Below are 26,771 nucleotides of genomic sequence, written 5' to 3'. Positions count from 1 at the left end.
CAGTCGACGGAGAACGGTGAAACGGATCGCCCGTTACGACGGCAGAGACGGAAGCGTCGCCTCGTTGACCCAGAACGATTCGACGGCTCGGCCGATGTCGACGAACTCGTCGGGATCGGTCGGCTTCGTGAGGTAGGCGTTCGCACAGAGTTCGTAGCTTCTGACAATATCTTCGGTCGCTTCGGAACTCGTGAGGACGAGAACGGGCAGCGATGCCAGCATCGGATCGTCCTTGATCTCCTCGAGAACGTCGAAGCCACTCGTTCGCGGCAGGTTCAGGTCCAGCAGCATCAGGTCGAGATCCGGTCCCGATTCGACGGCTGCCTGTTCCCGAAGAAATTCGAGGGCGGCGTCTCCGTCGGTCACCGTATGGAACGTCGTAGCGAACCCCGCCGATTTGAACGCTTCCCGTATCAGGCGGACGTCGCCAGGGTTGTCCTCGACGAGTAGGATGGTGACCGGTTCGCTGGTTGACTGATGGGACACGAGTGTGTTCATGTTGAGGTAGGGACGGTAACTGTATAAGATTGATCACTACAGACGTTGGGTCACGCCGCTCCATCGTCCGGCGTCTCACTCGAGCGAGTCCCGAACGGCGTCGGCCGCGCGCTCGAGACCCTCTCGCTCGACGGGCGCGAGCTCCCAGTCGACGATTTCGGCCACCCCGTGCGAATCGAGCAGCACCGGAACGCTCACACTGACGTCCTCGAGACCGTACTCGCCCGCTAGCGGCGTCGATAGACAGACCGGTTCGTCGGTGCCACCGCCGACGAGTCGGGAGACGATCGCCGCGATCCCCCGGCTGGTGACCCACCGCGACGACTCGTTTCCGCCGCGCTTGGCGATGACGTCGTAGGGAACGTCGCGGACGTAGTCGAGGATCGCCTCGCGCTCGGCCGGGGCGAGATCGATCGGCTCGCCGGCGACCGTCGTCTGCGAGAAGACCGGCACCATGTGTTCGCCGTGCTCGCCGAGGATCGGGCAGTAGACATCGCCCGGTGGGACGTCGAACCGACGAGCCAGTTCGTCGGCGATTCGCGCCGTTTCGGACAGCGAATAGCCGATGAAACACCGGCGCGGCCAGCCGCTCTCCTCCCAGAGACGGTGTGTTATTCTGTCCGACGGGTTGGCGGCGACGATCGTCGGTGTCGGCTCCGCATCGCCGACCCAGTCGCCCACCTCGGCAGCGATCTCGAGGTTCTGCTCGAGGATCGACAGTCGACCACCGCGCTGGAAACTGTCCGGCGGTCGCGCGGTGCTCGCGGCGACGACGATCACGTCGGCCCTGTCGACGGGCTCGAGTCCCGGCTCCGCGCTCGGGTCAATCGCGGTGACGGTCCCGGCGGACTCAGTGTCGAACGACGGGCGGCCTGCCGCGTGAGCCACGTGACACTGCGAGTGACGGAGATCGATCGCGTGTCCGTCGGTGACCTCGGTTTGTGGGTCGGCCAGCGTGACGGTCGCTGCCGGATGTTGTACCACGATCGTGTACGCGACGGTGCTGCCGATCGTGCCACCGCCGCCGACGACGAGCACGTTCATGCCGGTACTATCGGCAACGGTCGTTGTAACGGTCGGGGTCGTCGGCTAGCGCTTGGCGATCGTCCCGCCGGCGAGCCCGTCCCACTCGACGCGATAGCCGAGTCGGGAGAGTATCGCACTCGAGTCGGCGATGCCGTACTCCTCGAACGCCGCCTCCGCGTCGGCGAGGTCCATCCCGGGTTCGATCGCGTCGGCCAGCGACTCGAGAACGACCGGCCGGACCAGCGTCCGGCCGACGCGCTCGTGCTCGGGGAAGGACTTGTCCGCGAGGGCGTCCGCACTTACGCCGCGGCGCTCGGCCACCGCGTCCAGCGCGATCGCGTCCTCGTCCGGTCGCAACTCGTCGGGAATCCGGGCCGCGCTCTCGGCGACCAGCTGGCGTTCGTACTCGCGGAGGACGTCCGCCACGTCTTTGACCCGGACGGACCTCGAGTAGGGGACCGCCCGGTGGTCGCGGGCGGCGATCTCCTCGCCGACGCCCAGCGATTCGTCGACGGCGACGATCATGTCCACGTCCTCGAGGTCGGCGAGCTGGGCGAGCTTCTTCTCGACGTACTCGGGCGTCCAGAAGCCCATGATCTCGAAGTAGACGCGGAAGTCACGGCCGCACGTAGCGTCCCCTGCTCCCGAGTCGATACTGTCGGCGTCGGGACCGCCGTGTGCGTACTCGAAGGCGAAATCGGGGATCATCACTCGCGTTCCCGTCGCGAGCGGCTCAGGCTCGCGCACGAGGTCCCAGTCCAGATCCAGATTCGAAAAGCGGGCGGCGAAGTCGGCCTCGACGCCGCTGTCGAACGACACGTCCGCGACCGGCTCGGCGTCGGGCACTCGAATCGGATCCTCGTGGGACAGCTCGAGGATCCGTTCGGTGCCGCGATCGTCGATGGTCGCCTCGAGTCGCCACTCGTCGGCGTTCGCGACCGTCCGCAGGAGCCGTGCGAATCGGGTGCCGTACCGCCGGGTCGCGCGAAAGAGGTGTGTCGGGCCGGTGACGACGACCTCGCGCTCCGACAGCTCCTCATCTCCGGCCGTGGAATCGCCCTCGAGCCGCCGGATCTCGTACATCAGCCGCAGGCGTTTGATCGCCGAGATCAGCGCCTTCGGATCGCTCGAGCGCACCCGGACGTCGGTCGCGTCGAACAGCGCCGTCTGTGCCAGCGAGAGGTTGTACTGCGCGACGAGTCCGTCGGGGTCCCAGCGCGGCTCGACCGCCGTCAGGACCTGCCGCTCCTCGAGATCGGCGTAGAGCGCGGCCTCGAGGTCGTCAGCCGACACGCCGAGGGACTCGCCGGCACGGACGAGCGCGCGATAGCGCTCGTCCTCGGTGACGACGCCGACGTCTTCGGCGGCCTCGAAGGCCGCTTTGCGCGCCCGCTCGGGCTCGATTTCGGCGTCGGTTTCGAAGGTCGCCTCCCGCTCGAGCAGCGCCGCGAACCCGCGCGCGAGCTTGAAATCGCCCGCGTCGCGCTCGAGGTCGGTGAGCGCCTCCTCCAGCGCCGACTGCGGCTCGCCGACGTGACCCTGATACGTGCCGATGATGCGGGCCGCGAGCGGGCGGTGTTCGCGGCCGGCGAACTGCGGGTGATAGCCGCCGCCGGCCCGCGAGACGCGCAGCAGGTCCTTCGTCAGCATCTATCTCGAGTCAGTGTGGCGTCGGCAAAAGTGGCCCGGACGGCCGTGGACTCCGACCGTGTCCCGCCGACCGAACGCGCCCCCGTCGGCCGTCGCCGTTCAGGCAGCGCGATTACGGCCGTCGCCGTCCAACGGTCCGTATGGACGATTCGGAGCTCCGAATCGCGTACGAGAGCCACGACGGCGTCCGGGAGCTGATCGACTGCGTCCGCTATACCCTCGAGGGGATCAGCCTCGATTTCGACCGGTGGGGCGACCGGTACGTCAAGGGACCCGGGATGTACGTCGCCGTCGTCACCGGGCCGACCGTCGCGGAGTTCGCGGATCCGATGGGGCACAACAGGTGGCCAACGGACCGCTGTCGGGCGGTCCGTCTCGATCTCGAGACCTTCTTCGAGACGGCCCAGGAGGTGGCGATGACACGGGACGGCGCGATCGTCGTCAGCGTCGACGGCGTCGTTCAGGAGCAGATGGTTCGGTTTCGGGATCTCGTTCCCGGCGATCTCGAGGACGCCGACGGCGGCCGCGCCGAGTACGAGGACTGGATGGGGTCGCGACACATGAGTGCGCTGGACACCTCCCAACGAGCGAACGTGATCGCGACGGTGACGCTGAGCGAGGAGACGGGGCGGGTGACGATCTTCGAGCGCGGCTCGTTCGACACCCACGAGCGCGCGGAACTCGGTGGCGAGTGGAACGTGGACGGCTACGTCTGAGTGCCGGCACCGTGATTGGATTGCCGTCAACGACGGCGCTCCGCGACGCGCTCTTCCGAGGTGTCAGCTGTCACGACCTCGTAGAGCAAGGCTCTGTTTTCGCCCGCTTTCGGCCGCAGAATCCGACCGAGCCGCTGCGTGAACTCCCGTTCGCTCCCGCTGCCGGAGAGGACGACCGCGACCGAGGCATCCGGTACGTCGACTCCCTCGTCGAGGACGTTCGAGGTCGCGATGCGAGTGTAGGTACCCTCGCGGAAGCGCTCGAGGATTTCCCGGCGCTCCGCGGCCCCGGTCTGGTGGGTGATCGTCGGAATCAGAAATCGTTCGCTGACGTCGTACGCGAGGTCGTTGTGGGCCGTGAAGACGATGGTCCGTTCGTCGCGGTGGTCGTCCAGAATTTCGGCGAGTTCCTCGAGTTTGGCCTCGCTCCCGAGCATGATCTCGCGTGCGCGCTGGCGAGCGAGGAGCGCCTCCCGGGCCTCGGGATCGGAGCCGGAGCGTTTGACGAGTTCCTGGTAGTCCGAGCCGGTGCGCATGTCGATGTTCGAGCGCGCGAGGTAGCTCGTGAAGACCTCCTGATTGCGCTCGTACGCCTCGCGCTCGTCGGGCGTGAGCGAGACCTCGAGTCGCTTCACGTCGTAGTTCGCGAGGTGATCGCCCGCGAGTTCGTCCACGTCGACGCGGTGGACCAGCGGTCCGACGATCTCCTCGATGACCTCGTGTGCGCCGTCTGGGCGCTCGAAGGTCGCGGTCAGCCCCAGTCGTGCGGGCGCGGCGAGCAGCCGCGCGATCTCGCGGTAGCCCTCGCCGCCGAGGTGGTGGACCTCGTCGAAGACGACGCAGCCGAACCGATCGCCGACCGAGTCCGCCTTCAGATACGCCGAGTCGTACGTCGAGACGGTGATCGGCTCGAGTCGCTGCTCGCCGCCGCCGAAGCGACCGATGGGCCCGCCGAATTCGCGCTCTAGTTCGCGCTGCCACTGCTCGAGCAGGTCGATCGTCGGGACGACGACCAGCGTCGGGACGGCGAGCCGTTCGATCGCCTTCAACGCGATGACGGTCTTGCCGCTGCCGGTCGGCAACTCGAGGATGCCGGCGGGCGCTCGCCCGACCGACTCGAACGCCGACCCGTCGGCACCGGCCCAGCGGTCGGTCTCGAGCCACGTTTCGAGCCCCGTTCGCTGATAGTCGCGGAGTTCGTACGCCGACTCGGGGGCCGACAGGGAGGCGAGGTCGAGAACCTGATCGTCGATCGCGGCGTTCGTTTCCGCCAGCGCCGCGCGTAGAATAGCGTACCGATACGCAGGGACGCGCCAGCCGTCGGTCCGCCGGTCCGGCTCCAGGTCGGGGACACGCTGTTGGAGCGCCGACGGGGAGACGGGGGACTGCTCGAGGCCGTCGATCCGGACCGTTCCGTCCTCGTACCGGAGCTCGATCGCCGCCGGCTCGCCGGTCGGTTGCCGCGTCACGGATGACAGTCAGGAGGGAGACACACATATACCGTCGGGTGTTCGACGGATCGGATCGCTGTGCAGGTCCGTTTTCGTCGGTCCGTCGATGCTGAGAGCCGCCGGGGAACGCGTCTCTCGACGTTTCACGCGAAGGTGTCGATCACTGTGCCCGTCCCCTCCCCAGTGGTGTAGTAGTAGCCGTCCGCTTCGGAGAGCGTCCCCCAGTCGGCCCAGCTGCCCTCGTAGTTCCGGACGGTGTCCCAGCCGAGCTGTTCCATGACGAACCAGCCGACCGATCCGCGGACGGCGGTCGAACAGTACGAGATCGTTTCTTCCGTCGGATCGAGACCGGCGTCCTCGAGCCAGAGCGTTTCGAGGTCGGCCGGCGATCGTAACCGAGCGCCGTCGTCGACGAGGTTCTGCGTGAATTCGATGTTAATCGCACCGGTTATGTGACCGTATCGGCTCACACCGTCGTCTCGTTGGACGCCGAAGTACTCTGCGGGCGTCCGATTATCGACGAGCTGTACGTCTGCACCGTCCTCGCGAACGTTGGCTGCGACGCGTTCGCGGGTCGCGATGACGTCCATCTGGAGTTCGGGTTCGTAGGTCGCGGACGTCGGCTCGGGAGTCCCGGTTTCGGTTTCGCCGCCGGCGTCCGCCCAGACCGGATAGCCGCCGTCGAGCAACGCCACGGTGCCGTCGTGGCCGATCGCGCGAAGCGTGTAGATGGCGTACGTTTCCCACAGATTCGATCCCTCGCCGTAGACGATCACATCGTCGTCGGCCGTGATACCGGCATCCGCGACGGCCGTCGCGATCACGCCGGGCGACGCTTCGTAGCCATCGGGCGTCTCCTCGTAGTGCACCTCCAACAACGCGGTATCGGGAAACCGACGTGCACCCGCGATGTGGCCGTCGGTAAACGCACCTTCGTCTCGGACATCGAGCAGATCGACGCCGTCCAGGTTGTCGGAGAGCCACATACTATCGACGACAGCATCGAACTCACCCGCTGCTGGCGTCGTGTAGAGCTCCGGCTCCGTCCCCGTTTCCCGTGTCGTCCTGAGACAGCCAGCGAGCGAGAGCCCGCCGACGACTGCGCCGATGCCCCCAAGCACGGCCCGTCGACTGGCCCGGCCGGATGAGTCCATGTCCAGTAGCCCGTCCGTGTTGGCGAACCAAGAGCGTAGCGGCGATGTGGGAGGAAGGACACACAGGTAATTCTCGATCCGAAGTCGCTTCCACCCTTTTGGCCGCCATCGTTCGCCGACCGCGGACCGGGTACCTCAACCCTTTTATTACCGCTGTTCGTTGACTGCCACATGAGCGAAGACGAGGGCACGGACGCGTCCGCCCACGGTGTCCCGTCCGAGGAGGAATCCAACGACGGCGAGACGACCGACGCGGATCCCGTAGAGTCGACGGATGGGGAATCGAACCCGGCTCCCGACACGGACGAGGGCGAAACGGAGTCCGCGACCGCTGACGACTCGAGCCCGGACGAACCCGAACGGGAGTCCGCCGAAGCCGCTGAGACGGTCCCCGGTGCCGAAACGGACGATGCGACCGACGAGGCACCCGAAACGAGCGACGATATCCAGCGACTGCTCGACCAGGTTACCGAATACGACGACGAACTCGCGCGCCAGGTCAGTTCGATCGTCGACGAAGCTCGCAGTTTGAACGGGACCGTCAATCAGCAGCGCGAGGAACTCGAGGATCTCGAGGAGCGCATCGAATCTCAGGCCGAGACCATCGGCGAACTCCAGGCCGAACGCGAGGAGTACGAGCAGGCGCTGGCCGAACGCGACGAGGAGATCGAGGAGCTGAAGAGCCGACTCAAGCGCAAACAGGCTGACTTCCAGAACTACAAGAAACGAGCGAAAAAGCGCCAGCAACAGATCAAAGACCGCGCGACCGAGGATCTGGTCGAACGGCTCATCGGCGTCCGCGACAACCTCAAACGCGCCCTCGAGGAAGACAGCGGCGACGCCGAGAGTCTGCAGGACGGCGTCGAGATGACGCTGCGGGAGTTCGATCGCATCCTCGAGGACGAGAACGTCTCCGAGATCGATCCCGAACCCGGCACCGAGACCGATCCGCAGCGCCACGAGGTCATGATGCGGGTCGACAGCGCCCAGCCGGAGGGAACTGTCGCCGACGTCTACACGCCCGGCTACGAGATGGGTGACAAGGTCATCCAGAACGCGCAGGTGACCGTCTCGAACGGCGAACTCGAGGCCGACGGCGAGGACGCGGCCGACGAGGGATCGGAAGGCGCTGACGGATCGGCTGCCGATACCAGTGGCGAGGAGAACGACGGCGGCGATGCGTCGACCGACGATTCCTCCGGCGACGTCGACGCCGCCGATGACGACGCTGCGGACGACGACGGAGACGAAGCGATCTCGCTCGGCGGCGAGGTCGCCGGCGACGACTCGGCCGACGCGACCGACGAGTGAGATACCGGAACCGCTGATCACCGCCGCGATTTTCCGTCGAACGCTGCTCGTACACGATCGACTCGAGTCCGTTTTTACTGACTCACAACTGCCGTAAACGCGGGTGCACACCGACTGTACGGCGTTTTATTCGGTTCCTGCGCTCTCCTAGTAACCTTTAAAACAAAGTGCGCACAATAGCCGTCCACGATGGCGAGCAACAAGATTCTCGGAATCGACCTCGGAACGACGAACAGCGCGTTCGCGGTGATGGAAGGTGGCGATCCGGAGATCATCGTCAATGCGGAAGGCGAACGGACGACACCCTCCGTCGTCGCGTTCACCGACGACGAACGGCTCGTCGGGAAACCCGCGAAGAACCAGGCAATCCAGAACCCCGAAAAGACGATTTCCTCGATCAAGCGCCACATCGGCGAGGAAGACTACACCGTCGAGATCGAGGACGAGGAGTATACGCCCGAGCAGATCTCGGCGATGACCCTCCAGAAGATCAAACGGGACGCCGAGGACTACCTCGGCGACGAGGTCGAGAAAGCCGTCATCACGGTCCCCGCGTACTTCTCCGACCGACAGCGCCAGGCGACCAAAGACGCCGGCGAGATCGCCGGCTTCGAGGTCGAGCGCATCATCAACGAGCCGACCGCCGCGTCGATGGCCTACGGGCTCGACGACGATTCCGACCAGACGGTGCTCGTCTACGACCTCGGTGGCGGCACGTTCGACGTCTCCATCCTCGACCTCGGCGGCGGCGTCTACGAAGTCGTCGCGACCAACGGTGACAACGACCTCGGCGGCGACGACTGGGACGAGGCCATCATCGACTGGCTCGCCGACGAGTTCGAAGACGAACACGGCATCGACCTCCGCGAGGACCGTCAGGCCCTCCAGCGGCTCAAAGACGCCGCCGAGGAGGCCAAGATCGAACTCTCCTCGCGCAAGGAGACCGAGATCAACCTGCCTTTCATTACGGCCACTGACGACGGCCCCATCCACCTCGAGGAGTCCCTGACCCGCGCGAAGTTCGAGTCGCTCACGCAGGATCTCATCGACCGCACCGTCGAGCCGACCAAGCAGGCGCTCGAGGACGCTGGCTACGACGAGGACGACATCGACGAGGTGCTGCTCGTCGGTGGGTCGACCCGGATGCCACAGGTCGCCGAGAAGGTCGAGGAGCTGACCGGCAAGGAGCCCCAGAAGAACGTCAACCCCGACGAGGCCGTCGCGCTCGGTGCGGCGATTCAGGGCGGTGTCCTCGGCGGCGAGGTCGACGACATTGTGCTGCTCGACGTCACCCCACTCTCGCTCGGTATCGAGGTCAAGGGCGGTCTCTTCGAGCGGCTCATCGAGAAGAACACGACGATCCCGACCGAGGAGTCGAAGATCTTCACCACCGCGGCGGACAACCAGACCACGGTGCAGGTCCGGGTCTTCCAGGGCGAGCGCGAACTCGCTGAGGAGAACGAACTGCTCGGCGAGTTCCACCTGACCGGCATCCCGCCGGCCCCCGCGGGGACGCCACAGATCGAGGTCACTTTCTCGATCGACGAGAACGGCATCGTCAACGTCTCCGCAGAGGACAAGGGCAGCGGCACCACCGAAGAGATTACCATCGAAGGCGGTGCCGGCCTCTCCGACTCGGAGATCGAGAAGATGCAGCGCGAGGCCGAGAAGCACGCCGAGGAGGACCAGCAGAAGCGCCAGCGCATCGAGGCCCGCAACACCGCCGAGGCCACGATCCAGCGCGCCGAGACGCTGCTCGAGGAGAACGACGAGCAGGTCGACGACGACCTCCGCGCCGACATCGAGGGCGCGATCGAGGATCTCGAGGAGACGATCGACGACGACGATGCCGACGCCGAGGACATCGAGGCCGCGACCGAGAACCTGAGTGAGGAACTCCAGGAGATCGGCAAGCAGATCTACCAGCAGGAGGCCGGTGCCGGTGCGGCCGGCGGCGCTGCGGGTGCCGGCGGTGCCGCAGGCGCTGGCGGCGCGGCCGGTGCGGGCATGGGCGGCGGCCCGAACCCCGGTCCCGAGGCCGGTGGCGGCGCGGCCGGCGGCGAGGACGAGGAGTACGTCGACGCCGACTTCGAGGACGTCAGCTTCGACGAGGACGAAGACGACGAGTAACGGGTCTTCGTCGGCCCGCAGACGTGGATTTCATTTTCGTTGCCGGAACGGACATAACCGGGCCTACGTTGCCTTTTGAGATCGATAGGCGAACGCAGGGTTTCAATGGGCGGTTCGAAATGCGAGGGGTATGGAGAACCCACCGCGAGCGAACCGCGTGAGCGAGCGGGCCGAGGAACCCTCGAGGCCGCGCCGTTAGCGCGGCTGAGGGGGTGACGCTGTGCTTTTGATCAACCTTTTACCGAGGGACGTCGCAGGCGCGCCGATGTCGCGCCTGCGACAGACCGCAGAGTAAAAGGTTGGGGTGGAACGGTCGTTTCAAGTGGCTCAATCGACTATCAGGGACACAACGAATGAGCGAGGACTTCTACGACGTTCTCGGCGTGAGCCCCGACGCGTCTACCGAGGAGATCAAACAGGCGTATCGGACGAAGGCCACCGAGTACCATCCGGACGTCAGCGATGACCCCGACGCCGAGGAGAAGTTCAAGAAGATCCAGAAGGCAAAGCAGGTGCTGACCGACGAGGAGAAGCGCGAGGCCTACGACCAGATGGGCCACGATCGCTACGAACAGGCAGAGAAACACGGCTTCGACGCGGGCGAGGCCGGCGGTGCCGGCGGCATGGGTGGCGGCCCGTTCGGCGGCATGGGCGGCGGAATGGGTGGTGGCGGCATGGGCGGCGGTGGCGGTCTCGGCGACCTCTTCGAGCAGGTCTTCGGCGGCGGTGGGGGCGGTCGCGGTCGCCGCCGGCCCCGGAAAGGCCGAGACATGCGAACCGAACTCGAGATCGACCTCGAGGAGGCCTACGAAGGCGCTGAAAAGCAGTTTACCCTCGAGCGGCCCGAGGAGTGCGACGTCTGCGAGGGCGCGGGCCATCCGCCCGAGGCCGACGCCGAGACCTGTCCGCAGTGTCAGGGCCGCGGGCAGGTGACGCAGGTCCAGCAGACGCCGCTAGGTCGCGTCCAGCAGACGACGACCTGTCCCCGCTGCGAGGGCGAGGGGACGCTCTATTCCGAGACCTGCGACGAGTGTCGCGGTGAGGGCTACGTCCGCGAGGAGGCGACACTGACCGTCGAAGTTCCGGCTGGGATTCAGGACGGCCAGACGCTCCGGATGGAGGGCGAGGGCGCGCCTAGTCCCGAAGGGGGGCCCCACGGCGACCTGCTAATCGACGTGGCCGTTCGGGAACACGACGAGTTCGAGCGCGAGGGCGACGACCTCCACTACCGGCTCCCGGTCTCGTTCCCGCAGGCGACCTTCGGCGACACCGTTTCGGTCCCGACCCTAGACGGGGCCGCCGAGTTCGAGGTCCCCGACGGGACCCAGAGCGGCGAAACCTTCCGCCTCGAGGGGAAGGGGATGCCCCGACTGCGCGGACGCGGCTACGGCGACCTCTACGTGCAGGTTCAGGTCGTCACGCCCGAGAGTCTGAACGAGGAACAGCGCGAAGCGCTCGAGGCCTTCGCCGAGGCCGGCGGCGACGAGATCGAAGTGAAAGACGGCTTCTTCGAGAAGATCAAGCGCGCGTTCTAGACGGCCCGTCGAAGTCCTTGCTCCGTCTGTTTCGGTCACCGAGCGGCAGCGCTCGGATCGAACTCACCGACGCGCGACGGCGAGGTCGCTCTCCGTCTCGATCGACCGGACGATCCCCCAGAGGAGCAATCGGAGCGACCGCTTGTGGTCCCGTTTCGACCGGTGGAGGTGCATCGGCCTCGTGTGCTGGTAGTCGTACGCAGCGAACGCGTCGGGAGAGCTGTCGCCGTGTTGCTCCATGTACGTTCGAACCAGTCGAAGTAGCGCGTGAAGGTTCAGAAGTTCGTCGTGGCGCATTACCTCCGGTCATCGATGGACACTGTCCGTTAACGTTTGCCCTGAAAACGTAACGTCGGACGACGGTGTGAGCGACACGTCGGCAGCCCACACAGTCCGATCGTCGGACCGTTTGCCGGGGACGGTCGCTTTAAGGCGCTGCTCCCCCCGACGTGAGTGTCATGGTATCTAGTAACACAGGTTATGACCGACGCAGTCGAATGACGGAATGGGAACACCCATGTCAGCAAAACAGATACTACTCCTCGCGGGCGATTTCGTCGAGGACTACGAGGTAATGGTACCGTTTCAGGCGCTGCAGATGGTCGGCCACGACGTACACGCCGTCTGTCCCGAGAAAGAGGCCGGCGAGGCCTGTCCAACGGCGATCCACGACTTCGAAGGCGATCAGACGTATACCGAGAAGCCGGGGCACAATTTCGAACTGAATTACGACTTCGACGCCGTCGATCCGACCGGATACGACGCGCTCGTCGTTCCGGGCGGTCGCGCACCGGAGTACCTCCGGACCTACGACGAGGTTCTCGAGCTAACCCGTCACTTCTTCGAGGAGGGCAAACCCGTCGCGGCGCTCTGTCACGGCGTTCAGATCCTCGCGGCCGCGGACGTACTCGAGGGGCGGACCTGTACCGGCTATCCGGCGCTCGAGGCCGACGTGAAAATCGCCGGCGGCGACTGGGAGGACGGCGTCACGCGCGACGGCAACCTCGTGACGGGACAGGCGTGGCCGGACCACCCCGAGTGGCTCGCCGAATTCCTCGACGTTCTCGGGACCGACGTCGACCACGCCGAACCCGCTGCCGCCGACGACTGAGGCCGGCAGTCGCGGCCGGAGGGCCGCTAACCCCGCCGTATGGCGGGTGACGGAGACTGTACCCTGACCGCGAGTCGGCGCGCTTTTTCCGCCCCGGCCCCCACGTTCGGGTATGAACGCTGGGACGGTCGACGACCTGCTCACCCGGGAGCTTCGCGACGAACGGATCGGCCTCGTCGACGCGACGGGTCGAGAGTACGACTACCACTGGCTGTGTACGACCTCCTGGAAGGCCGGCAATTTCCTGCGTCACTCGGGCGTCCGCGAGGGCGTCACCGTCGGCGTCGTCGGGGACGGCCCGCTGGCCCTGCTCGCCTTCCTCGGCACGACGCTGCTCGAGGGGACGACCCGCTTCGAACCGCCGACGGACCTCGCCGACGACGACGAGTTCCGGGCGCTCGTCGCGCCTGTCGACGCGCTCGAGCGGTACGACCTGCCGCGCGGCGCACAGCGCGTCGGCTACGGCGACAAGCCCGACGCGCCGGACGTCCACCACTTCGACGCGGGCCTCTGGAGCGAGAACCCGTCGTTCCCGCCGCTGTCGATCGATCCCGAGACCGCGATCCTGACCGACGGCGAGCGGACCGTGAGCCACGGACAGGTTCTCGAGGCTGCGCGTGGCGTCGTCGACGACGCTGACCTCGCGGCGGACGACCGGGTCGTCGTCCGTGCGCCGCTGTCGGATCACCGGACCGTCGTCGCGGGCGTAATCGCACCCCTGCTGGCGAGAGGCGTGACCGTGCTCTCGGGAGACGAGGACGAGAGGGAGGGCGAACGCGGAACATACGCCGTCTCGAGCGCGTCCGCCGAGTCGGTCCCCGAACCGAACCGGATCGACCTCGATGCAGTTTCGCTCTGAAATCGGCAGTCTCTCGCTCGCTCGAGCAAGTTAGAGCTCTCGGTACAGCAGCCCCTCGACGGCGGGTCCCGAGAGTACGTCGCCGTCGTAGGTGAATCGCGAGCCGTGGCAGGGGCAGTCCCAGGTCCGCTCGGCGTCGTTCCACCGGACGAGACAGCCCATATGGGGACAGGTCGCCGACACGGCGTGGGTCGACCCCTCTTCGTCGTGGTAGAGTCCCACCGGCTGGCTCGCACGCCGGACGATGCGGGCGTCGCCGCGAGCGAGGTCCGCCGTACTTCCCTTCTCGAGGCCCGCGAGCAGCGATTTGATCCGGTCCGCGACGAAACTGCCACCGACTTTCGCGTTCTCCTCGAGGAAGCTCTTCGCCGATGCGCCGGGCGTGAGCCGCTGGGGATCGAAGGCGTCGGCCCAGGGACTCGAGCCCTCGACGATCAGATCGGCGAGGATCGTCCCTGCGGCGGTCCCGTTCGTCATTCCCCAGCCGTTGAACCCGGTACCGACGTAGACGTTCCCGGCCAGCGGGTCGATCTTCCCGATGAACGGGACCTGATCGACCGGCTCGTAGTCCATCGTCGACCAGCGGTACTCGATCGACTCGACGGTGAAGTGCTCGCGCACGAAGGCCTCGCAGCGCCGATACCGCTCGGAGGTCGGTACCCCGCTGACGCTCGGTTTGTGGCTCTGACCGCCGACGAGCAGCAGTTCGTCGTCTTCGGACTCACCGCCGTGCTCGCCCGCCGCTGTGCTCGGCGAGTACGTTCGCATCGTGGCCGGCGGCGACTCGGTCCCGTAGAACATTCCCTCGAGCGGCGTTTCGTCGACGCGAACGGCGAGCAGGTACGCCCGGTGGGGGTGCATCCGCGCGAAGTAGCCGGCGCGATCGAGGACGGGAAAGTGCGTCGCGACGACCACGTCGTCCGCGATCACGTCGCCGTGCTCCGTCTCGATGCGAGACGGTGAACCGGGCTCGACCTCGAGCGCGCGCGTCTCCTCGAAGACGTGGCTGCCGTCGCCGTGGATTGCCTCGGCGATCGCGAGCAGGTACTTCCGGGGGTGGAACTCGGCCTGCTCGTCGAAGCGGACCGCGCCGTCGGTATCGAACGGCAGCGGCGTTTCCTCGGCGTACGAGGCGGGCAGACCGACCCGCTGGGCGGCCGCTACCTCGTCGCGAATCGTCTCTCGATCGTCCGGCGAGGCGGCGTAGGTGTAGGCTTCCGTCCGGTGAAAGTCGCAGTCGATGTCCATCTCCTCGACGCGCCGCTGGACCTCGTCGATCGCCGCCTCGTTCGCCTCGGCGTACTGTCTCGCCCGCTCTTCGCCGAACTCGGAGACGAGCGTGTCGTAAATCAGCCCGTGCTGGGAGGTGAGTTTGGCCGTCGTGTGTCCGGTGGTGCTCTCGACGATTCGATCCGCTTCGAACACCGCGACGCTTCGCCCGGCTTCTTTCAGGTTGATTGCCGCGCTCAGGCCGGTGATACCGCCGCCGACGACCGCCACGTCGACGTCGAGGCCGTCCTCGAGCGGGCCGTACTCGGTCGTCGGCGTCGTGGCGAGCCACAGCGACTCCTCGCGTGGGGACTCAGGTTGGGTCTGATCCGGCATGGGGTTCGTGGATGATCCTCTCCACACTCGCGACAAAAGGAACAGGGGCTGAGATTGCCTGTGAGCGGTGCATCGCCTTCTATTACGTGACAGTCACGCGTCCCGTCAGAATTCTTTATTCGCTCGTCCGTGGTCGCCCCCCTCATGGCGGACGTTATCGTCGTCGGCGGCGGCCCAGCCGGCCTGAGCGCAGCGCTGTTCACCGGAAAGAACGGACTCGAGACGATCGTCTTCGACACCGACGAGACGTGGATGCACAAGGCCCACCTGTTCAACTACCCCGGCATCCGGAGCATCGGCGGTAGCGAGTTCATGGAACTCACGCGCGGGCAGGTCCGCGACCGCGGCGCGGAGATCCGCGAAGGCGAGGCAGTCACCGACATCGAGTCGGGCGACGACGGGTTCCGGATCGAAACCGACGACGGCGAGTACGAAGCGGACTACGTCGTCCTCGCCACTGGGGCCGACCGCTCGATCGCCGAGGACCTCGAGGTGGCGTTCGACGACGAGGACACCATCGACGTAGACATCGACATGGAGACAAGCGTCGACGGTCTGTACGCTACGGGCGCGATGGTCCGCGCCGAGGAGTGGCAGGCCGTCATCGCCGCGGGCGACGGCGCGTCGGCGGCGCTGAACATCCTCAGCAGGGAGAAGGGCGAACACTTCCACGACTTCGACGTCCCCGACGACGTGCCGGGACACGGCTCAGCGTAAGCGGGTCGCCGAACGGTCTGCTCGCCGTTCCGGTCGCCCTCGAGTGGTACGAGTTCTGCCTGCGTGTTCCGGGTGACCGACTAAACGACTGGTCGGTGGTGGCCCCGTATGGCGATTCACGACCTCCGCGAGCTGTTCGTCCATCGGCTCGCCCAGCAGTATTACGTGGAACGGGAACTCGTCGAGACCCTCGACGAACTCGCCCGACGGACGACTAACGACCGGATGAGCCAGCGCTTCGCCGAGCACCGCGACGAGACTCGGACGCAGATCCAGCGCCTCGAGGACGTCTTCGCGGCGCTCGATCGACCGGCGGAAGCGCGCGACGCCTCGGTCCTCGACGGCCTCGAGGAGGACCGCCGCGAGCTCGAGGCCGAAATCGAGGACGACGACCTGCTGAACATGGTCTATCTCAACGCCGGGATGGCGACCGAACGGATCGAGATGACCGCCTACGAGGGGCTGGTAACGATCGCGGATCAGCTCGCTCTCGATCCGGAGATAGAGGCGCTCCTCGAAGCGAACTACGAGGAGGAGCAGTCCGCCTTCCGCGGGCTGGAGGCGCTGGCTGCGGCGACCGAGCTCAAGTCGCTCTGGGACCGGTTGACGCCGTCGTAATCGACGGGACTCCGCTCTCGACTCGGCGGGCGAGCACCGCGTGACCGTCGGCTACAAGAACCGTCGCGACGAATATCCCGCCGTGCAACTCGAGTGCGTCTTCTTCGGGCCATTTCGCGACGCCGTCGGCGAGAAGACTGTGTTCCACGAGACGGACGCCGAGACTGTCGGCGAGCTTCTGGTCGAGCTCGAAGCGGCGTATCCCGAGCTCGAGGGACGGCTCCTGGCCGACGACGGCGACGGGCTCGCGGGGGAGACGGTCGTCACGAAGGACACGAAACACGTCACGCATCTGGAGGGGCTCGAGACGAGCGTTTCGGCCGAGAACGTGATCCGGCTCGTACCGTCGGTCTACGGCGGCTGAGTGACGAACGGGTATGGGCCGCGTCCGTCGTACGGACTGCTGGAAGTCAGTCCCGGAGCGACCGCCAGGGGGCTCACGATCGCTCCGGAATACAGTTACAGCGGCCCGTATCAGTCGCCGGCGGACCCTGCCGGCGGTGCGACGGGTTCGATCTCGGCCTCGGGGACGGTTCCGTCGTCGTTCAGGCCCCGTGCCGCGTAGTATTCGGCGATCGCGTCCTCGAGGTCGGGGATCTCGTACGGCAGGCCGTCCTCGTTTCGGTCGATCCCGCGCCGATTGTTGAAATGGCGCTCGAGGCGCACCGTTCTCGCGCCGATCTCGAGCAGGTCGTCGTGGTCGGCGTCGAACAGCGTCTCGAGGCGCTCGTCGGTCACGTAGTCGCTGCCGAAGGCGCAGACGATGCCGGTGTCGCGGAACGCGGCCGCGTTCTCCTCGCGGACGAGGGTCTCTGCCTTGCCGAGCGTTCCCTCGGGATCGAGTTCGCCGCTGTACTCGAGGGAAAGCATCCCGGCGTACATGTGGTCCGCGCCGCGGTTCGCGACGGCGTACGAGAGCCCCTGGCCGTGGAGGACGCGGCCGTCATGGGCGGCAAACTCCATGCCCTTGACGGTGTAGTTGTCGACGCCGAGGTCGTCGTGGACGCGGTCGACGCCCTCCGCGAGCGTATCGCCGATCCCCTCGCGGTAGGCGATCTTCTCGGTCACTTCCTGGGCGAGTTCCGCGTTGCCGAACTCGTCTTCGCTGGCGAGATAGGCCGCGACGGTGACGCCCGCGGAAATCGTATCCATCCCGAGCGAGTCGCAGAGTTCGTTGGCGCGCATCACGTCGACGATGTCGCCGACGCCCTGACTCGAGCCGAAGGCGTAGACGGTCTCGAACTCCGGTCCCTCGGTCTCGACGCCGCTCTCCTCGTCCCGTGTCGGGAGTTTGCAGGCGTACGCGCAAGCCGAACACGCGCCCTTCTTGTACTTCTTGGCTTCGACGGCGTCGCCGCCGATGTCCGCGGCGCGTTCGAAGCGATAGTCCTGGAAATACCGCGTCGGCAGCGAGAAGTTGTCGTTGATGAACTCGGTGCTGCCGGTCGTCCCCTGTCGGCGCATCCGGTCGTCGGACTGGGCCGCCTCGCGGTGGATCTCCATCTCCGGCGGGTTCGGGATTTCGACCGGCGGGGTCGCGTCGCCCTCGAACGTGACGCACTTGACGTTCTTCGACCCGAGTACTGCGCCGAGCCCGCCGCGGCCGAACGCCCGCGAATCGAAGGTCATCACCGAGGCGAACCGAACCCGGTTCTCGCCTGCCGGGCCGATAGCGATACAGTTGTCGGGACCGAGCCCGTGCTGTGCGTCCATATAATCGGAAACCTCGGGGACCGTCGCCCCCTCGAGTTCCGGGACTTCCTCGAACTCGACGCCCTCGTCCGTGACGTGGACGGCCAGTAACTCGTCGCTCGCGCCAGCGACCTCGAGGACGCTGATCCCCGTCCCGACGAAGTTCCGCGAGAGGTAGCCGCCGGCGTTCGTCGAGACGAGTCCGTCGGTCAGCGGCGACAGGCCGGTCATGTTCATCCGACCGGTAAAGGACATCTGCGACTGTTGTAGCGGCCCCGTCGCGAGGTACGCCCGGTTCTCCGGCCCGAACGGCTCCGCGTCGAACGGGATTCGGTCGTGTGCCAGCGCCGTCGCCGCGGCTCGCCCGCCGACGTAGTCCTCGAGTACGCCGTCGATAGTCGTCTCGGTCGCCGTTCGCGCTCCGACGTCGACGGTGAGCAGTGGCCCTTCCGCGTGTAGCATTGATATACAATACCTAACGAGGGGACTTAGCTGTGGGTCCCGCCTGCCGGTGATTCGACGCTGTAACAAACTCGATCCGTGCCGTCGGCCGTCACCGGGCCAGCTAGCCAGAGTTATTAGCTTCCACTACTGACGCTGATACCAATGCAGTACGACGCGGTCCTGTTCGACTTCGACGGGGTCGTGGTCGAGACCCCCTCCTCAGAACGGCTCTCGAACGCGCTCGCTCGAACGTACGAAACCCTCGAGCGCTCGGGACCGTCGGCGGAGACGATCCAGGCGTTCCTGCGCGGCGACTTCGACTCGATCGCAAAGCGGTGTCGCGGCCTCGACATAGAGGCCGACGTGCTCTGTGCCCGGGCCGCACGGGAGATGGTTCGCGTCCAGCGCGAGGAGGTCGAGCGCGGGCTGCGCTCGGCGTACGACGACGTGGCCGCAGTGGGCTCGCTCGAGGTCCCGCTCGGGGTCGTCAGCGACAACCATCCGACCGTCGTCTCGACGCTGCTCGATCGGTTCGGGCTCCGATCGCTGTTCGAGACGGTCTACGGCTGTCCGCTGACCCCCGACGGGTTAGCCCGGCGCAAGCCTGACCCGACGAACATCGAGGCCGCGATGGACGCCCTCACCGCCGACGACGCGCTGTACGTCGGCGACCGGGCCGTCGACGTGCGAGCGGCCGACAACGCGGGCATCGATTCCGCGCTGGTCGCTCGCGACGAGGACGACGCGCCGACGGACGCGGACCCGACCTATCGGCTCGCGTCGCTCTCGGACCTTCCCGCGATCCTCGAGTAGGCGAGCCGGCGGCAGATTCGTGGACGCGCTTTTTTACGCTGCCCGACGTAGCGCGCGTATGGAACCCGACGACACCTGGACTACGCTTCGGCGGCAGTGCGAGGCGCTCGAGCCCGGCGCGGAACTGGTCACGCCGGTCTCCGATCGTCCGTTCGGAATCGCGCGCACCGCCGACGACCGGATCGTCGTCCGGTTCGGCGACAGCGGCGAGCGGCGGCCGCTCTGGCGTGAGCAGTTCGTCGTCTTTCTCGAGCAACTCGACGAGGACTCGGTCCCGATCGACGAACTCCCGCCGGGTGTCGAACCGTACGCGACCGTCGTCACGCTCACGGACGAGTACGCGGCCGACGACGACGAGATCCGCCACGATCCCGACGCGACCGCTGCCGGGGAGAGCCCGTTCCTCGTCTCCGCGGCCGCGGCCCGCTCGACGCCCGAGCGGGTCCACGACGACGCCCTACTCCTCGCCGAGCAACTCGAGCGGGTCGACGCTGACGACCCCTCGGCGCTCGATACCGGGAGCGCGACCGACCTCTACGTCCTCGCCTCGGACGTGCAACACGGCGCGAACCGCGTGCGGCGCTCGGTTCGCGACACGCTACTCGAGCGCCTCGGTCCGGACCAGCGGCTCCACGGCCGGTACGGCACCGTTCGGCGGACGACGCGGAAGCGCCGCCAGCCCGAGGACGAGGAGACCGTCTTCGCCGCCCTCGACGACCACGGCATCCCCCGCGAGTGGGTGACGGGCATCGACCGGGACAAACTGGACGTCGTTCTGGCCGTGACCGATCTCGAGGAAGACGAGGTCTACGACGTCGACGAGGACGTCTACGTCCAGAAAACCGACACCGACGAGGACGAGAAGTACTCCCGGCTCGAGGGGATCGCCGACCGGATCGACGAACTCGAGGGCGCCGAGGGCGAGGCCCTTCGCGACGAACTGGACGACATCGAGGATCGGCTCGAGGATGCGTTATCGGCGGACTGACCGCTCTCGGAACGGAGACCGTTGACATCACATTCGAGTCCGGACCTCCTCGGTGGAACCGGGTGAACGTGTCTGAACGGCGGCTTTTGTCGCCGGAAATCGGCGAGAAAGAGGCGCTCGAGTGTGAATACGTCTCGAGCGGGTGAGCCGAGCTACCGTTTCCCGTCGACCCCGATCTCGGCGTCGAACTGCGCGAAGAAGTCCTCCATGAACTCCCATCGTGACTCACCGAGGCGGCGGCCAGGGGACGTATACAACCGATCGAGCCGCTCTCTGGCCCACTTTCGGAGAAGCGAGATATCCGGCTGATCCGACGCGATCGTCCCGAAAACCGATGTGTCGTCGATGACCGCGTGCCTCTCGCCCGTTCGGCCCGATCGCTCGCCGACGATACAGGCCAGTCGAACGAGGCCGCGAGCTCCGACGGCGTCTAACTTGTCCGCGTCGAACAGCAACTTCGCCTCGAGTGTCTCCGGCTCCGGCGAACTCGAGCGAATGCTGTGGGTCCGGATACAGCATGCGACGGCCTCGATTCGATCGGAAGTCACCCCTTCGGCCTCGAGAAGCGCCGCCGCTTCTCTCGCGCCCCACTCGTCGTGATCGTCGATCTCGTTCGTCCGTTCCAGCGGACGACCGATGTCGTGCAGCCACGCCGCTGCGGACAGGACGTCTCTGTCGACGGGTTCGTCGCACTCGTTTGCCAGTCGAATCGAGACGTCGCGCACTCGTTTGGCGTGGAACCGATCGTGCGCCGGGAGGGCGTCTTCGTAGTAGGACATCGCCACCTCTCGAGCAAGCGGACCCAGCTCCTGTGTCATGGGTGCGTATACGGGGTCGTCCGCTGAACAGTATAGCGATTGTGAACGTAGCGGAGGGAGTTAGATTCGAACCGCGCTACCGCGATTGTCGCCGATACCCCGTTCTCGAGCGGGCTCATCGTCCGCTACTCGGACAGTGCTGTTGTCTTTGCGAGACGCTCTCGTCTGTCTCTGACGGGATCACTCACCGATATCGATCCCGACGTCGCGAATTTCGATATGTCCGTTCCCGTGTACCGTTACCAGGTATCCACTGTACTCGAACGTGATGCGGACCGACCCGTCGTTCGGAAAGAGCCTGTCGAGGGCGTCCGGATCGATCGTCTCGTATAGCGGTTCTATCTCGAGCGGGCTGGTCCGTTCTCGCTCGGCGACTCCCATCACGACCGTGCTGCTGGGGGATGCCGGCGTCTCGATCGAGAGTTCGTCAGAGCCAATATCCATTGCTATTCTGTAGGCGCCGTTCTCGGATGGGTATACGGCTTGCCTTGTCACCGGTTTACGTGTGATCCGTCGATCCGGCTCGCCGATCGCCCGTCTCGGCCGATGCGACGATCGTTTCGCCGGCCGAACCTGGCCGCCCCATCGGTACCCGTTTCAGTCAGTCTCCCCTAGCTCGAGCCGAGATGCCCGCTCGTCGAACCGGAACCCGGCTCCTGATGGCGCTGGTCGGCTGTCTCCTCCTGCTGTGGTATCTCGGACTGGCCGCCGTCAGCTACTGGGCACTGTCGATTCTCCGACACTCCGCACCCGACCCTGTGGCGACGCTGGTTCTAATCGTCGTCATCGCGCTCGTCACCGGCGTCCTGAGCTACCGGTTCGGTACCCGACAGTTGCTTGCCAGCCTCGAGGCCGTCGAACTACCGCGGTCGCACGCGCCCGGATTTCACCGCCGGCTCGACGCCCTCGAGTCGCGGATGGCCGTCGACTCGCCGACCGTCCTGATCGCGCGGCTACCGATGCCCAACGCCTTCGCGCTGGGCAGCGCCCGCAACGGCGTGATCGTCCTCGATCGCTCGCTGTTCCGACTGCTGTCGCTCGACGAACTCGAGGCGCTCGCGGCCCACGAACTCGCCCACCTCGAGCGCCACGACGCGTTCGTCCAGACGCTCGCCTATAGCGGTTTCCGGACGGTTGCGGGGCTCGTCTTTCTCGTTCTCGCGCCGCTCCTGATGCCGATCGCCGGGGCCGCTCGCGCGGTCGCCTGGATGCGCGGGAATCCGGCGTCGTGGTCACGGACCGTCTTCGGCCGCCTCTTGGCACTGATCGAGGGCGGGGTGATGGTCGCCTTCCTGCTCGTGACGCTCGTCGTCCGTGCCCACTCGCGCCGCCGGGAGTACGCCGCCGACGACCGCGCCGCCGCAGTCTCCGAGAAGCCGATCGCACTCGCCCGCGCGCTCCGAACGATCGACCGCGCTGCGGAGCCCTCTCGCGGGCTGCTCGCGACGCTCTACGTTCAGACTGACGACGAGGATTCGCTCAGCCGACTACTCGCGACCCATCCCGCGACCGACGAGCGGATCGAGCGACTGGTGGAACGAACGCGCGACTCCAGTGGCCGGACCCACCGTCCGATGCGGTGACGGTCAGCGCACACCCGCCGTAGAGGGGCTCGAGGCGATAGCGCTCTTCAGCCGAGCTGCGCCATACGGTCGATAACGTCGTCGACGATGCCGGACCGTTCGGTCCAGAACCCGTAGAACTGGTTCTCGCCCCGTTCCTGTGCCAGCAACACGACCTTCTCGTCGTCGTCGCCGTCCCCGTCGTAGGCGACCCACCAGTGACGGGCGACCTCCTCCTCGTCGCTCCCGTGGACCGTCAGATCCAGCGATGGGAGCGGTTCGCGATCCGGCTCGCCGTAGACGTGGACATCGACGGCCGACGACGCGAGGTTCCGATAGACCTCGGGTTGGTGGTCGAGCTTCGAAAGCTGCTGGAATCCCGCGTGCAACTCCCCCGAACCGACGTTCCAGGCCTGAAACTCGACGATACGCGAGGCCATGACCATCCGCTGCTTGTCGTAGGATTCGAAGTAGTTGTCCCGGAGTTCGGTGACGACGGCGGGCGGGTCGGCTCGCAGCCCGAGCGCCATCGACTCCTCCCACGCTCGCGCATAGTGGCTCACCACCTCGAGCGGACTCGAGGCGACTCGCCGCCCCTCGGCGAGCAGATCGACGGTGTCGGACGGTCGGCCGGCCGCGTCGACGATCTCTACCTCGAGATCGTGCGGATCGAAAAACGACGTGACGAGGTCCAGTTCGGCGTCGTCGGATGCGTTGCAGACGCGAAGCGTCTTCCGATTCGTCTCGATTCGCTCGATGCACTCCCCCAGTGACTCGGTGACGAGTTTCATTAGCGGTGATAGATATCCCATTTGAATAGTTCTCGAGGCTACGTCGTTAGGGTCCGATGCCGGCCACCGAAATATTCGGTTCACGGTACGCGATACGCACGCTGGGTCTGCGGAAACGGCAGTTCAGGGCCGGCGGGGCCCGATACTGGCAACCCACAAACGCTTTTGCCCGCACGCGCCCTATATCCGACCATGTACGTGCGGGACGCGAAAAACAGGGAGGAGGTCTGGTTGCTCGATCACATCGAGTCGATGGGGCTCGACGAGACGGCGTTCCGCTCGCGCGACTACGTCGTCGCGGTCGACGAGGAGTCCGGCGAGAAAGCCGGCTTCGGCCGCATCCGTGTCCATAAACCCGACGACGCGGCGGACGTCTGCGAACTGACCAGCATCGGTGTTCTCGAGGGCTGGCGGCGTCAGGGCGTCGGGGCCCACGTCGTCGAACGGCTCGTCGAGTACGCGGGAGACGAGGGGTTCGACACCGTCTACGCCCTGACCGGCGAGGGCTCCTATCTCGCGCAGTTCGGCTTCCAGCGGATCGAGGAGTCCGAGTTGCCCGAGGTGCTACAGGACCGGCTCGAGGCCAAACGCGACGGCTCCGATCCGGACGCGGTGCCGCTCTCGATCGACGTCGCCGAGTTCCGGATTCCAGACCCGTTCCGCGAGGCGTTCAAGCGCGCCCCCGAGGGCCGCGACGAGGCCGACGACGAGGAGTCACCGGAGGACTTCGGAATCGATCCCGAATCGGCGACGTACAAGTACGATACGGGCCGGTGACGGCGGATTCGGTTCATTCACAGTCACCGGCTCCGGCCGGGTCCGCCCGGACGCTCGTGAAAGCCGTGGCGGAACGCGACCCAGCCGATGCCGGAGAGAAACAGCATCGGGGGCAGGACGGCAAACGCCCACAGCGGATCCAGGCCCCACCGGAGCAGGAGTCCGAGATTCACCAGCCCGACGACGAGAAACGGCGCGGTGTAGCGGGCGGCACGGCGACGGTCGGCTCCGCTATCGCTCGTTACCGCCGACTCCGATGCCATACGGGAGGCGTCGACGGCTCGAGACATAAGCGGTTGTGCCGACCGACACGATATTCATGAATGCGAACGAATCCGATACGATGGCCGACGGGACCGATTCGACGACGGAGCGAGATACGAATAGCACTGTCGACGAGTCCGACGGCGAAATTCCCGTCTGGCTGGTCGAACGAACCTACGGCGACGACGAACTCAACATCATTATCCTCGTCTACGCTACCGAGGACGGCCGACAGTACCACCGCCGCGAGCGAGCGCTGACGAGCTTTACCGGCTCCGCTCGAACGACCCGCGCCGGCTTGACCGTCTCTCCGGATCAGGTCGGGACCGTCGACGATCCGGAGACGCGGGCGCGCTACGCCGAAGAGGCCTCGCGGATGGCCGAGCGCCACGAGCCGGAAGACAGCGTCTGAGCGGTCCGTCGAGCGCGACCCCAGCGCGGACGGGAGTTCCGCCGAACACAAACGTGACGTATCGCCACGCTGTTCATCAAAGTTCAAGCCCCGCCCCGTCCACGCTAATCATAATGTTCGATCCCGACGAACTCGAGGAGATCCGTGCCAGCAAAGAGGAGTGGCACGAGGAGGAAGTCGAACCGGTCCTCGAGCGCTTTGGCGAGCGCAAAGAAACGTTTACGACCGATACTGGCGGCCAGGAGGTCGATCGACTGTACACGCCGGACGACGTCGGCGACCTCGACTACGAGGAGGATCTGGGGAACCCGGGCGAGCCGCCGTACACGCGCGGGGTGTACTCCACGGGCTACCGCGGTCGGCTGTGGACGATGCGCCAGTACGCCGGCTTCTCGACGCCGGAGGACACCAACGAGCGCTACCACTACCTGCTCGATCAGGGCCAGACCGGGCTCTCGATGGCGTTCGACCTGCCCACGCAGATGGGCTACGACTCCGATGCCGAGATGGCCGCCGGCGAGATCGGCAAGGCCGGCGTCGCGATCGACTCCCTCGACGACATGGAGACCGTCTTCGACGGCATCCCGCTCGATGAAGTCTCGACCTCGATGACGATCAACGCGCCGGCGTCGGTGCTGCTGGCGATGTACATCGCGGTGGGCGACCAACAGGGCGTCGACCGCGAGGAGCTGCGTGGAACGATCCAGAACGACCTCCTCAAGGAGTACATCGCGCGCAACACGTACATCTACCCGCCGGAGCCGTCGATGCGGATCATCACGGACATCTTCGAGTTCTGTGCCGACGAGACGCCGAAGTTCAACACCATCTCGATCTCGGGCTATCACATTCGCGAGGCCGGCTCGACGGCCGCCCAGGAACTGGCGTTCACGCTCGGCAACGGGATCGAGTACGTCGAGACGGCGATCGAGGCCGGCCTCGACGTCGACGAGTTCGCACCGCAGCTCTCTTTCTTCTTCAACGGCCACAACAACATCTTCGAGGAGGTCGCGAAGTTCCGTGCAGCCCGCCGAATGTGGCACGACATCATCGACGAGCGCTTCGACTCGGACGACCCCAAGTCGAAACAGCTCAAGTTCCACACCCAGACCGCCGGCTCGATGCTGACTGCACAGCAGATCGAGAACAACGTCGTCCGCGTCGCCTATCAGGCGCTCGCGGCCGTCCTCGGCGGCACCCAGTCGCTACACACGAACGGCAAGGACGAGGCGCTGGCCCTGCCGACCGAGGAATCCGTCCGCACCGCCCTGCGTACCCAGCAGGTCCTCGCCCACGAGTCCGGCGCGGCCGACACCATCGACCCGCTGGCCGGGAGCTACTACGTCGAATCCCTCACCGATCAGGTCGAGGAAGAAGCCTACGAGATTCTGGACGAAGTCGAAGACCGCGGCGGCATGCTCGAGGCCGTCGAGCAGCAGTGGGTCCAGCGCCAGATTCAGGACACCGCGTTCGACCGCCAGAAGGAGATCGAGGAGAAAGAGCGCATCATCGTCGGCGTCAACGAGTTCGAGGTCGACGAGGACCCCGAGATGGACGTCCAGGAGATCACCGAGGAGGACCAGCAGCGCCAGATCGACAGCCTCGAGGAGACTCGCGAACGACGCGACGACGAGGCCGTCGACGCCGCCCTCGAGGCGCTGCGCGACGCCGCCCGGAGCGACCAGAACCTGATGCCGTACATCATCGACGCCGTCAAGGCCTACGCGACGGTCGGCGAGATCTGTAACGTTATGCGCGACGAGTTCGGCGAGTACCAGCCCGGCAGCGCGGTCTGAACCGCGGAAGTTCGAGTTAGCATCTCGTAACGT

Annotated in this window: 27 protein-coding genes; 15 read left to right on the top strand and 12 right to left on the bottom strand. The window is 66.2% G+C overall.

Going from position 1 to position 26,771, the window contains the following annotated elements; all coding sequences use genetic code 11:
• Positions 1 to 33: 33 nt before the first annotated feature.
• The 3 genes from NDO75_RS23375 to NDO75_RS23365 all read right to left on the bottom strand — a co-directional run bounded on the left by NDO75_RS23375 (position 34) and on the right by NDO75_RS23365 (position 3,174).
• The gene (locus NDO75_RS23375; RefSeq protein ID WP_310909038.1) at positions 34 to 498 is read right to left on the bottom strand and encodes a response regulator; all 465 of its coding nucleotides are present in this window, start codon (positions 496 to 498) and stop codon (positions 34 to 36) included.
• A 75-nt stretch (positions 499 to 573) separates the two neighbouring features.
• Positions 574 to 1,542 carry a lactate dehydrogenase gene (locus NDO75_RS23370; protein WP_310909037.1) on the bottom strand — a complete coding sequence of 323 codons (969 nt, stop codon included), beginning with the start codon at positions 1,540 to 1,542 and terminating at the stop codon, positions 574 to 576.
• Between the two features lie 45 nt (positions 1,543 to 1,587).
• Positions 1,588 to 3,174, bottom strand: coding sequence for a DUF790 family protein (locus tag NDO75_RS23365; RefSeq protein ID WP_310909036.1), 1,587 nt, complete (start codon positions 3,172 to 3,174; stop codon positions 1,588 to 1,590).
• A gap of 140 nt (positions 3,175 to 3,314) precedes the next feature.
• On the opposite strand from NDO75_RS23365, the gene NDO75_RS23360 reads away from it, so the two are divergent.
• Positions 3,315 to 3,890 (top strand): diadenylate cyclase, encoded by a 576-nt coding sequence (locus tag NDO75_RS23360; protein ID WP_310909035.1) that lies wholly within the window; start codon positions 3,315 to 3,317, stop codon positions 3,888 to 3,890.
• A gap of 26 nt (positions 3,891 to 3,916) precedes the next feature.
• Here NDO75_RS23360 and NDO75_RS23355 read toward each other — a convergent pair whose 3' ends face one another.
• Both NDO75_RS23355 and NDO75_RS23350 read right to left on the bottom strand, forming a co-directional pair.
• Complete coding sequence (locus tag NDO75_RS23355; protein ID WP_310909034.1) at positions 3,917 to 5,359, bottom strand: DEAD/DEAH box helicase family protein; 1,443 nt, start codon at positions 5,357 to 5,359, stop codon at positions 3,917 to 3,919.
• Positions 5,360 to 5,484: 125 nt separating this feature from the next.
• Positions 5,485 to 6,495 (bottom strand): sulfurtransferase, encoded by a 1,011-nt coding sequence (locus NDO75_RS23350; protein ID WP_310909033.1) that lies wholly within the window; start codon positions 6,493 to 6,495, stop codon positions 5,485 to 5,487.
• Positions 6,496 to 6,666: 171 nt separating this feature from the next.
• On the opposite strand from NDO75_RS23350, the gene grpE reads away from it, so the two are divergent.
• From grpE to dnaJ, 3 genes are all read left to right on the top strand, one after another.
• Positions 6,667 to 7,806 (top strand): nucleotide exchange factor GrpE, encoded by a 1,140-nt coding sequence (grpE, locus tag NDO75_RS23345; RefSeq protein ID WP_310909032.1) that lies wholly within the window; start codon positions 6,667 to 6,669, stop codon positions 7,804 to 7,806.
• Positions 7,807 to 7,995: 189 nt separating this feature from the next.
• Entirely contained in the window at positions 7,996 to 9,936 is a 1,941-nt protein-coding gene (gene dnaK / locus NDO75_RS23340) for a molecular chaperone DnaK (protein ID WP_310909031.1), read from the top strand.
• Positions 9,937 to 10,289: 353 nt separating this feature from the next.
• The gene (gene dnaJ / locus NDO75_RS23335; protein WP_310909030.1) at positions 10,290 to 11,471 is read left to right on the top strand and encodes a molecular chaperone DnaJ; all 1,182 of its coding nucleotides are present in this window, start codon (positions 10,290 to 10,292) and stop codon (positions 11,469 to 11,471) included.
• A 63-nt stretch (positions 11,472 to 11,534) separates the two neighbouring features.
• Here the strand turns inward: dnaJ and NDO75_RS23330 are convergent, their stop codons facing one another.
• Positions 11,535 to 11,768: a UPF0058 family protein gene (locus NDO75_RS23330; protein ID WP_310909029.1), complete on the bottom strand. Its 234-nt coding sequence runs from the start codon at positions 11,766 to 11,768 to the stop codon at positions 11,535 to 11,537.
• A gap of 220 nt (positions 11,769 to 11,988) precedes the next feature.
• Here NDO75_RS23330 and NDO75_RS23325 point away from each other — a divergent pair, with 220 nt between their 5' ends.
• Entirely contained in the window at positions 11,989 to 12,582 is a 594-nt protein-coding gene (locus tag NDO75_RS23325; protein WP_310909028.1) for a DJ-1/PfpI family protein, read from the top strand.
• Between the two features lie 112 nt (positions 12,583 to 12,694).
• Positions 12,695 to 13,441, top strand: coding sequence for a hypothetical protein (locus NDO75_RS23320; protein ID WP_310909027.1), 747 nt, complete (start codon positions 12,695 to 12,697; stop codon positions 13,439 to 13,441).
• 30 nt (positions 13,442 to 13,471) lie between these two features.
• Here NDO75_RS23320 and NDO75_RS23315 read toward each other — a convergent pair whose 3' ends face one another.
• Positions 13,472 to 15,046, bottom strand: coding sequence for an FAD-dependent oxidoreductase (locus NDO75_RS23315; RefSeq protein ID WP_310909026.1), 1,575 nt, complete (start codon positions 15,044 to 15,046; stop codon positions 13,472 to 13,474).
• 144 nt (positions 15,047 to 15,190) lie between these two features.
• On the opposite strand from NDO75_RS23315, the gene NDO75_RS23310 reads away from it, so the two are divergent.
• The 3 genes from NDO75_RS23310 to NDO75_RS23300 all read left to right on the top strand — a co-directional run bounded on the left by NDO75_RS23310 (position 15,191) and on the right by NDO75_RS23300 (position 16,745).
• Positions 15,191 to 15,763 carry an FAD-dependent oxidoreductase gene (locus tag NDO75_RS23310; protein WP_310909025.1) on the top strand — a complete coding sequence of 191 codons (573 nt, stop codon included), beginning with the start codon at positions 15,191 to 15,193 and terminating at the stop codon, positions 15,761 to 15,763.
• Between the two features lie 108 nt (positions 15,764 to 15,871).
• Positions 15,872 to 16,381 (top strand): DUF892 family protein, encoded by a 510-nt coding sequence (locus NDO75_RS23305; RefSeq protein WP_310909024.1) that lies wholly within the window; start codon positions 15,872 to 15,874, stop codon positions 16,379 to 16,381.
• An 82-nt stretch (positions 16,382 to 16,463) separates the two neighbouring features.
• Positions 16,464 to 16,745, top strand: a complete 282-nt coding sequence (locus tag NDO75_RS23300; protein WP_310909195.1) for a ubiquitin-like small modifier protein 1 — start codon at positions 16,464 to 16,466, stop codon at positions 16,743 to 16,745.
• A 110-nt stretch (positions 16,746 to 16,855) separates the two neighbouring features.
• Here NDO75_RS23300 and NDO75_RS23295 read toward each other — a convergent pair whose 3' ends face one another.
• Positions 16,856 to 18,535, bottom strand: a complete 1,680-nt coding sequence (locus NDO75_RS23295) for an aldehyde ferredoxin oxidoreductase C-terminal domain-containing protein (protein ID WP_310909023.1) — start codon at positions 18,533 to 18,535, stop codon at positions 16,856 to 16,858.
• 144 nt (positions 18,536 to 18,679) lie between these two features.
• Here NDO75_RS23295 and NDO75_RS23290 point away from each other — a divergent pair, with 144 nt between their 5' ends.
• The gene (locus NDO75_RS23290; protein WP_310909022.1) at positions 18,680 to 19,330 is read left to right on the top strand and encodes an HAD family hydrolase; all 651 of its coding nucleotides are present in this window, start codon (positions 18,680 to 18,682) and stop codon (positions 19,328 to 19,330) included.
• Positions 19,331 to 19,388: 58 nt separating this feature from the next.
• Positions 19,389 to 20,318 (top strand): hypothetical protein, encoded by a 930-nt coding sequence (locus NDO75_RS23285; protein ID WP_310909021.1) that lies wholly within the window; start codon positions 19,389 to 19,391, stop codon positions 20,316 to 20,318.
• A gap of 152 nt (positions 20,319 to 20,470) precedes the next feature.
• On the opposite strand, the gene NDO75_RS23280 is transcribed toward NDO75_RS23285, so the two are convergent.
• Positions 20,471 to 21,136, bottom strand: coding sequence for an HD domain-containing protein (locus NDO75_RS23280; RefSeq protein ID WP_310909020.1), 666 nt, complete (start codon positions 21,134 to 21,136; stop codon positions 20,471 to 20,473).
• 180 nt (positions 21,137 to 21,316) lie between these two features.
• Positions 21,317 to 21,580, bottom strand: coding sequence for a HalOD1 output domain-containing protein (locus tag NDO75_RS23275; protein ID WP_310909019.1), 264 nt, complete (start codon positions 21,578 to 21,580; stop codon positions 21,317 to 21,319).
• 215 nt (positions 21,581 to 21,795) lie between these two features.
• Here NDO75_RS23275 and NDO75_RS23270 point away from each other — a divergent pair, with 215 nt between their 5' ends.
• The gene (locus NDO75_RS23270) at positions 21,796 to 22,719 is read left to right on the top strand and encodes a M48 family metalloprotease (RefSeq protein WP_310909194.1); all 924 of its coding nucleotides are present in this window, start codon (positions 21,796 to 21,798) and stop codon (positions 22,717 to 22,719) included.
• Between the two features lie 47 nt (positions 22,720 to 22,766).
• Here NDO75_RS23270 and NDO75_RS23265 read toward each other — a convergent pair whose 3' ends face one another.
• Positions 22,767 to 23,489: a DICT sensory domain-containing protein gene (locus NDO75_RS23265; protein ID WP_310909018.1), complete on the bottom strand. Its 723-nt coding sequence runs from the start codon at positions 23,487 to 23,489 to the stop codon at positions 22,767 to 22,769.
• 192 nt (positions 23,490 to 23,681) lie between these two features.
• Between NDO75_RS23265 and NDO75_RS23260 the strand changes: the two genes are divergently transcribed.
• Positions 23,682 to 24,266, top strand: a complete 585-nt coding sequence (locus tag NDO75_RS23260; RefSeq protein ID WP_310909017.1) for a GNAT family N-acetyltransferase — start codon at positions 23,682 to 23,684, stop codon at positions 24,264 to 24,266.
• Between the two features lie 23 nt (positions 24,267 to 24,289).
• Here the strand turns inward: NDO75_RS23260 and NDO75_RS23255 are convergent, their stop codons facing one another.
• A complete protein-coding gene (locus NDO75_RS23255; RefSeq protein ID WP_310909016.1) occupies positions 24,290 to 24,529 on the bottom strand; it encodes a hypothetical protein in 240 nt (79 codons plus the stop codon).
• 56 nt (positions 24,530 to 24,585) lie between these two features.
• On the opposite strand from NDO75_RS23255, the gene NDO75_RS23250 reads away from it, so the two are divergent.
• Positions 24,586 to 24,942, top strand: a complete 357-nt coding sequence (locus tag NDO75_RS23250) for a hypothetical protein (RefSeq protein WP_310909015.1) — start codon at positions 24,586 to 24,588, stop codon at positions 24,940 to 24,942.
• A 113-nt stretch (positions 24,943 to 25,055) separates the two neighbouring features.
• Positions 25,056 to 26,738, top strand: coding sequence for a methylmalonyl-CoA mutase family protein (locus NDO75_RS23245; RefSeq protein WP_310909014.1), 1,683 nt, complete (start codon positions 25,056 to 25,058; stop codon positions 26,736 to 26,738).
• Positions 26,739 to 26,771 lie beyond the last annotated feature (33 nt).

This window comes from Natrinema sp. 1APR25-10V2, assembly GCF_031626495.1.
GTDB lineage: Archaea > Halobacteriota > Halobacteria > Halobacteriales > Natrialbaceae > Natrinema.
The sequence above is the reverse complement of the archived record's forward strand: the minus strand, read 5'-3'. Positions and strand labels throughout refer to the sequence as shown.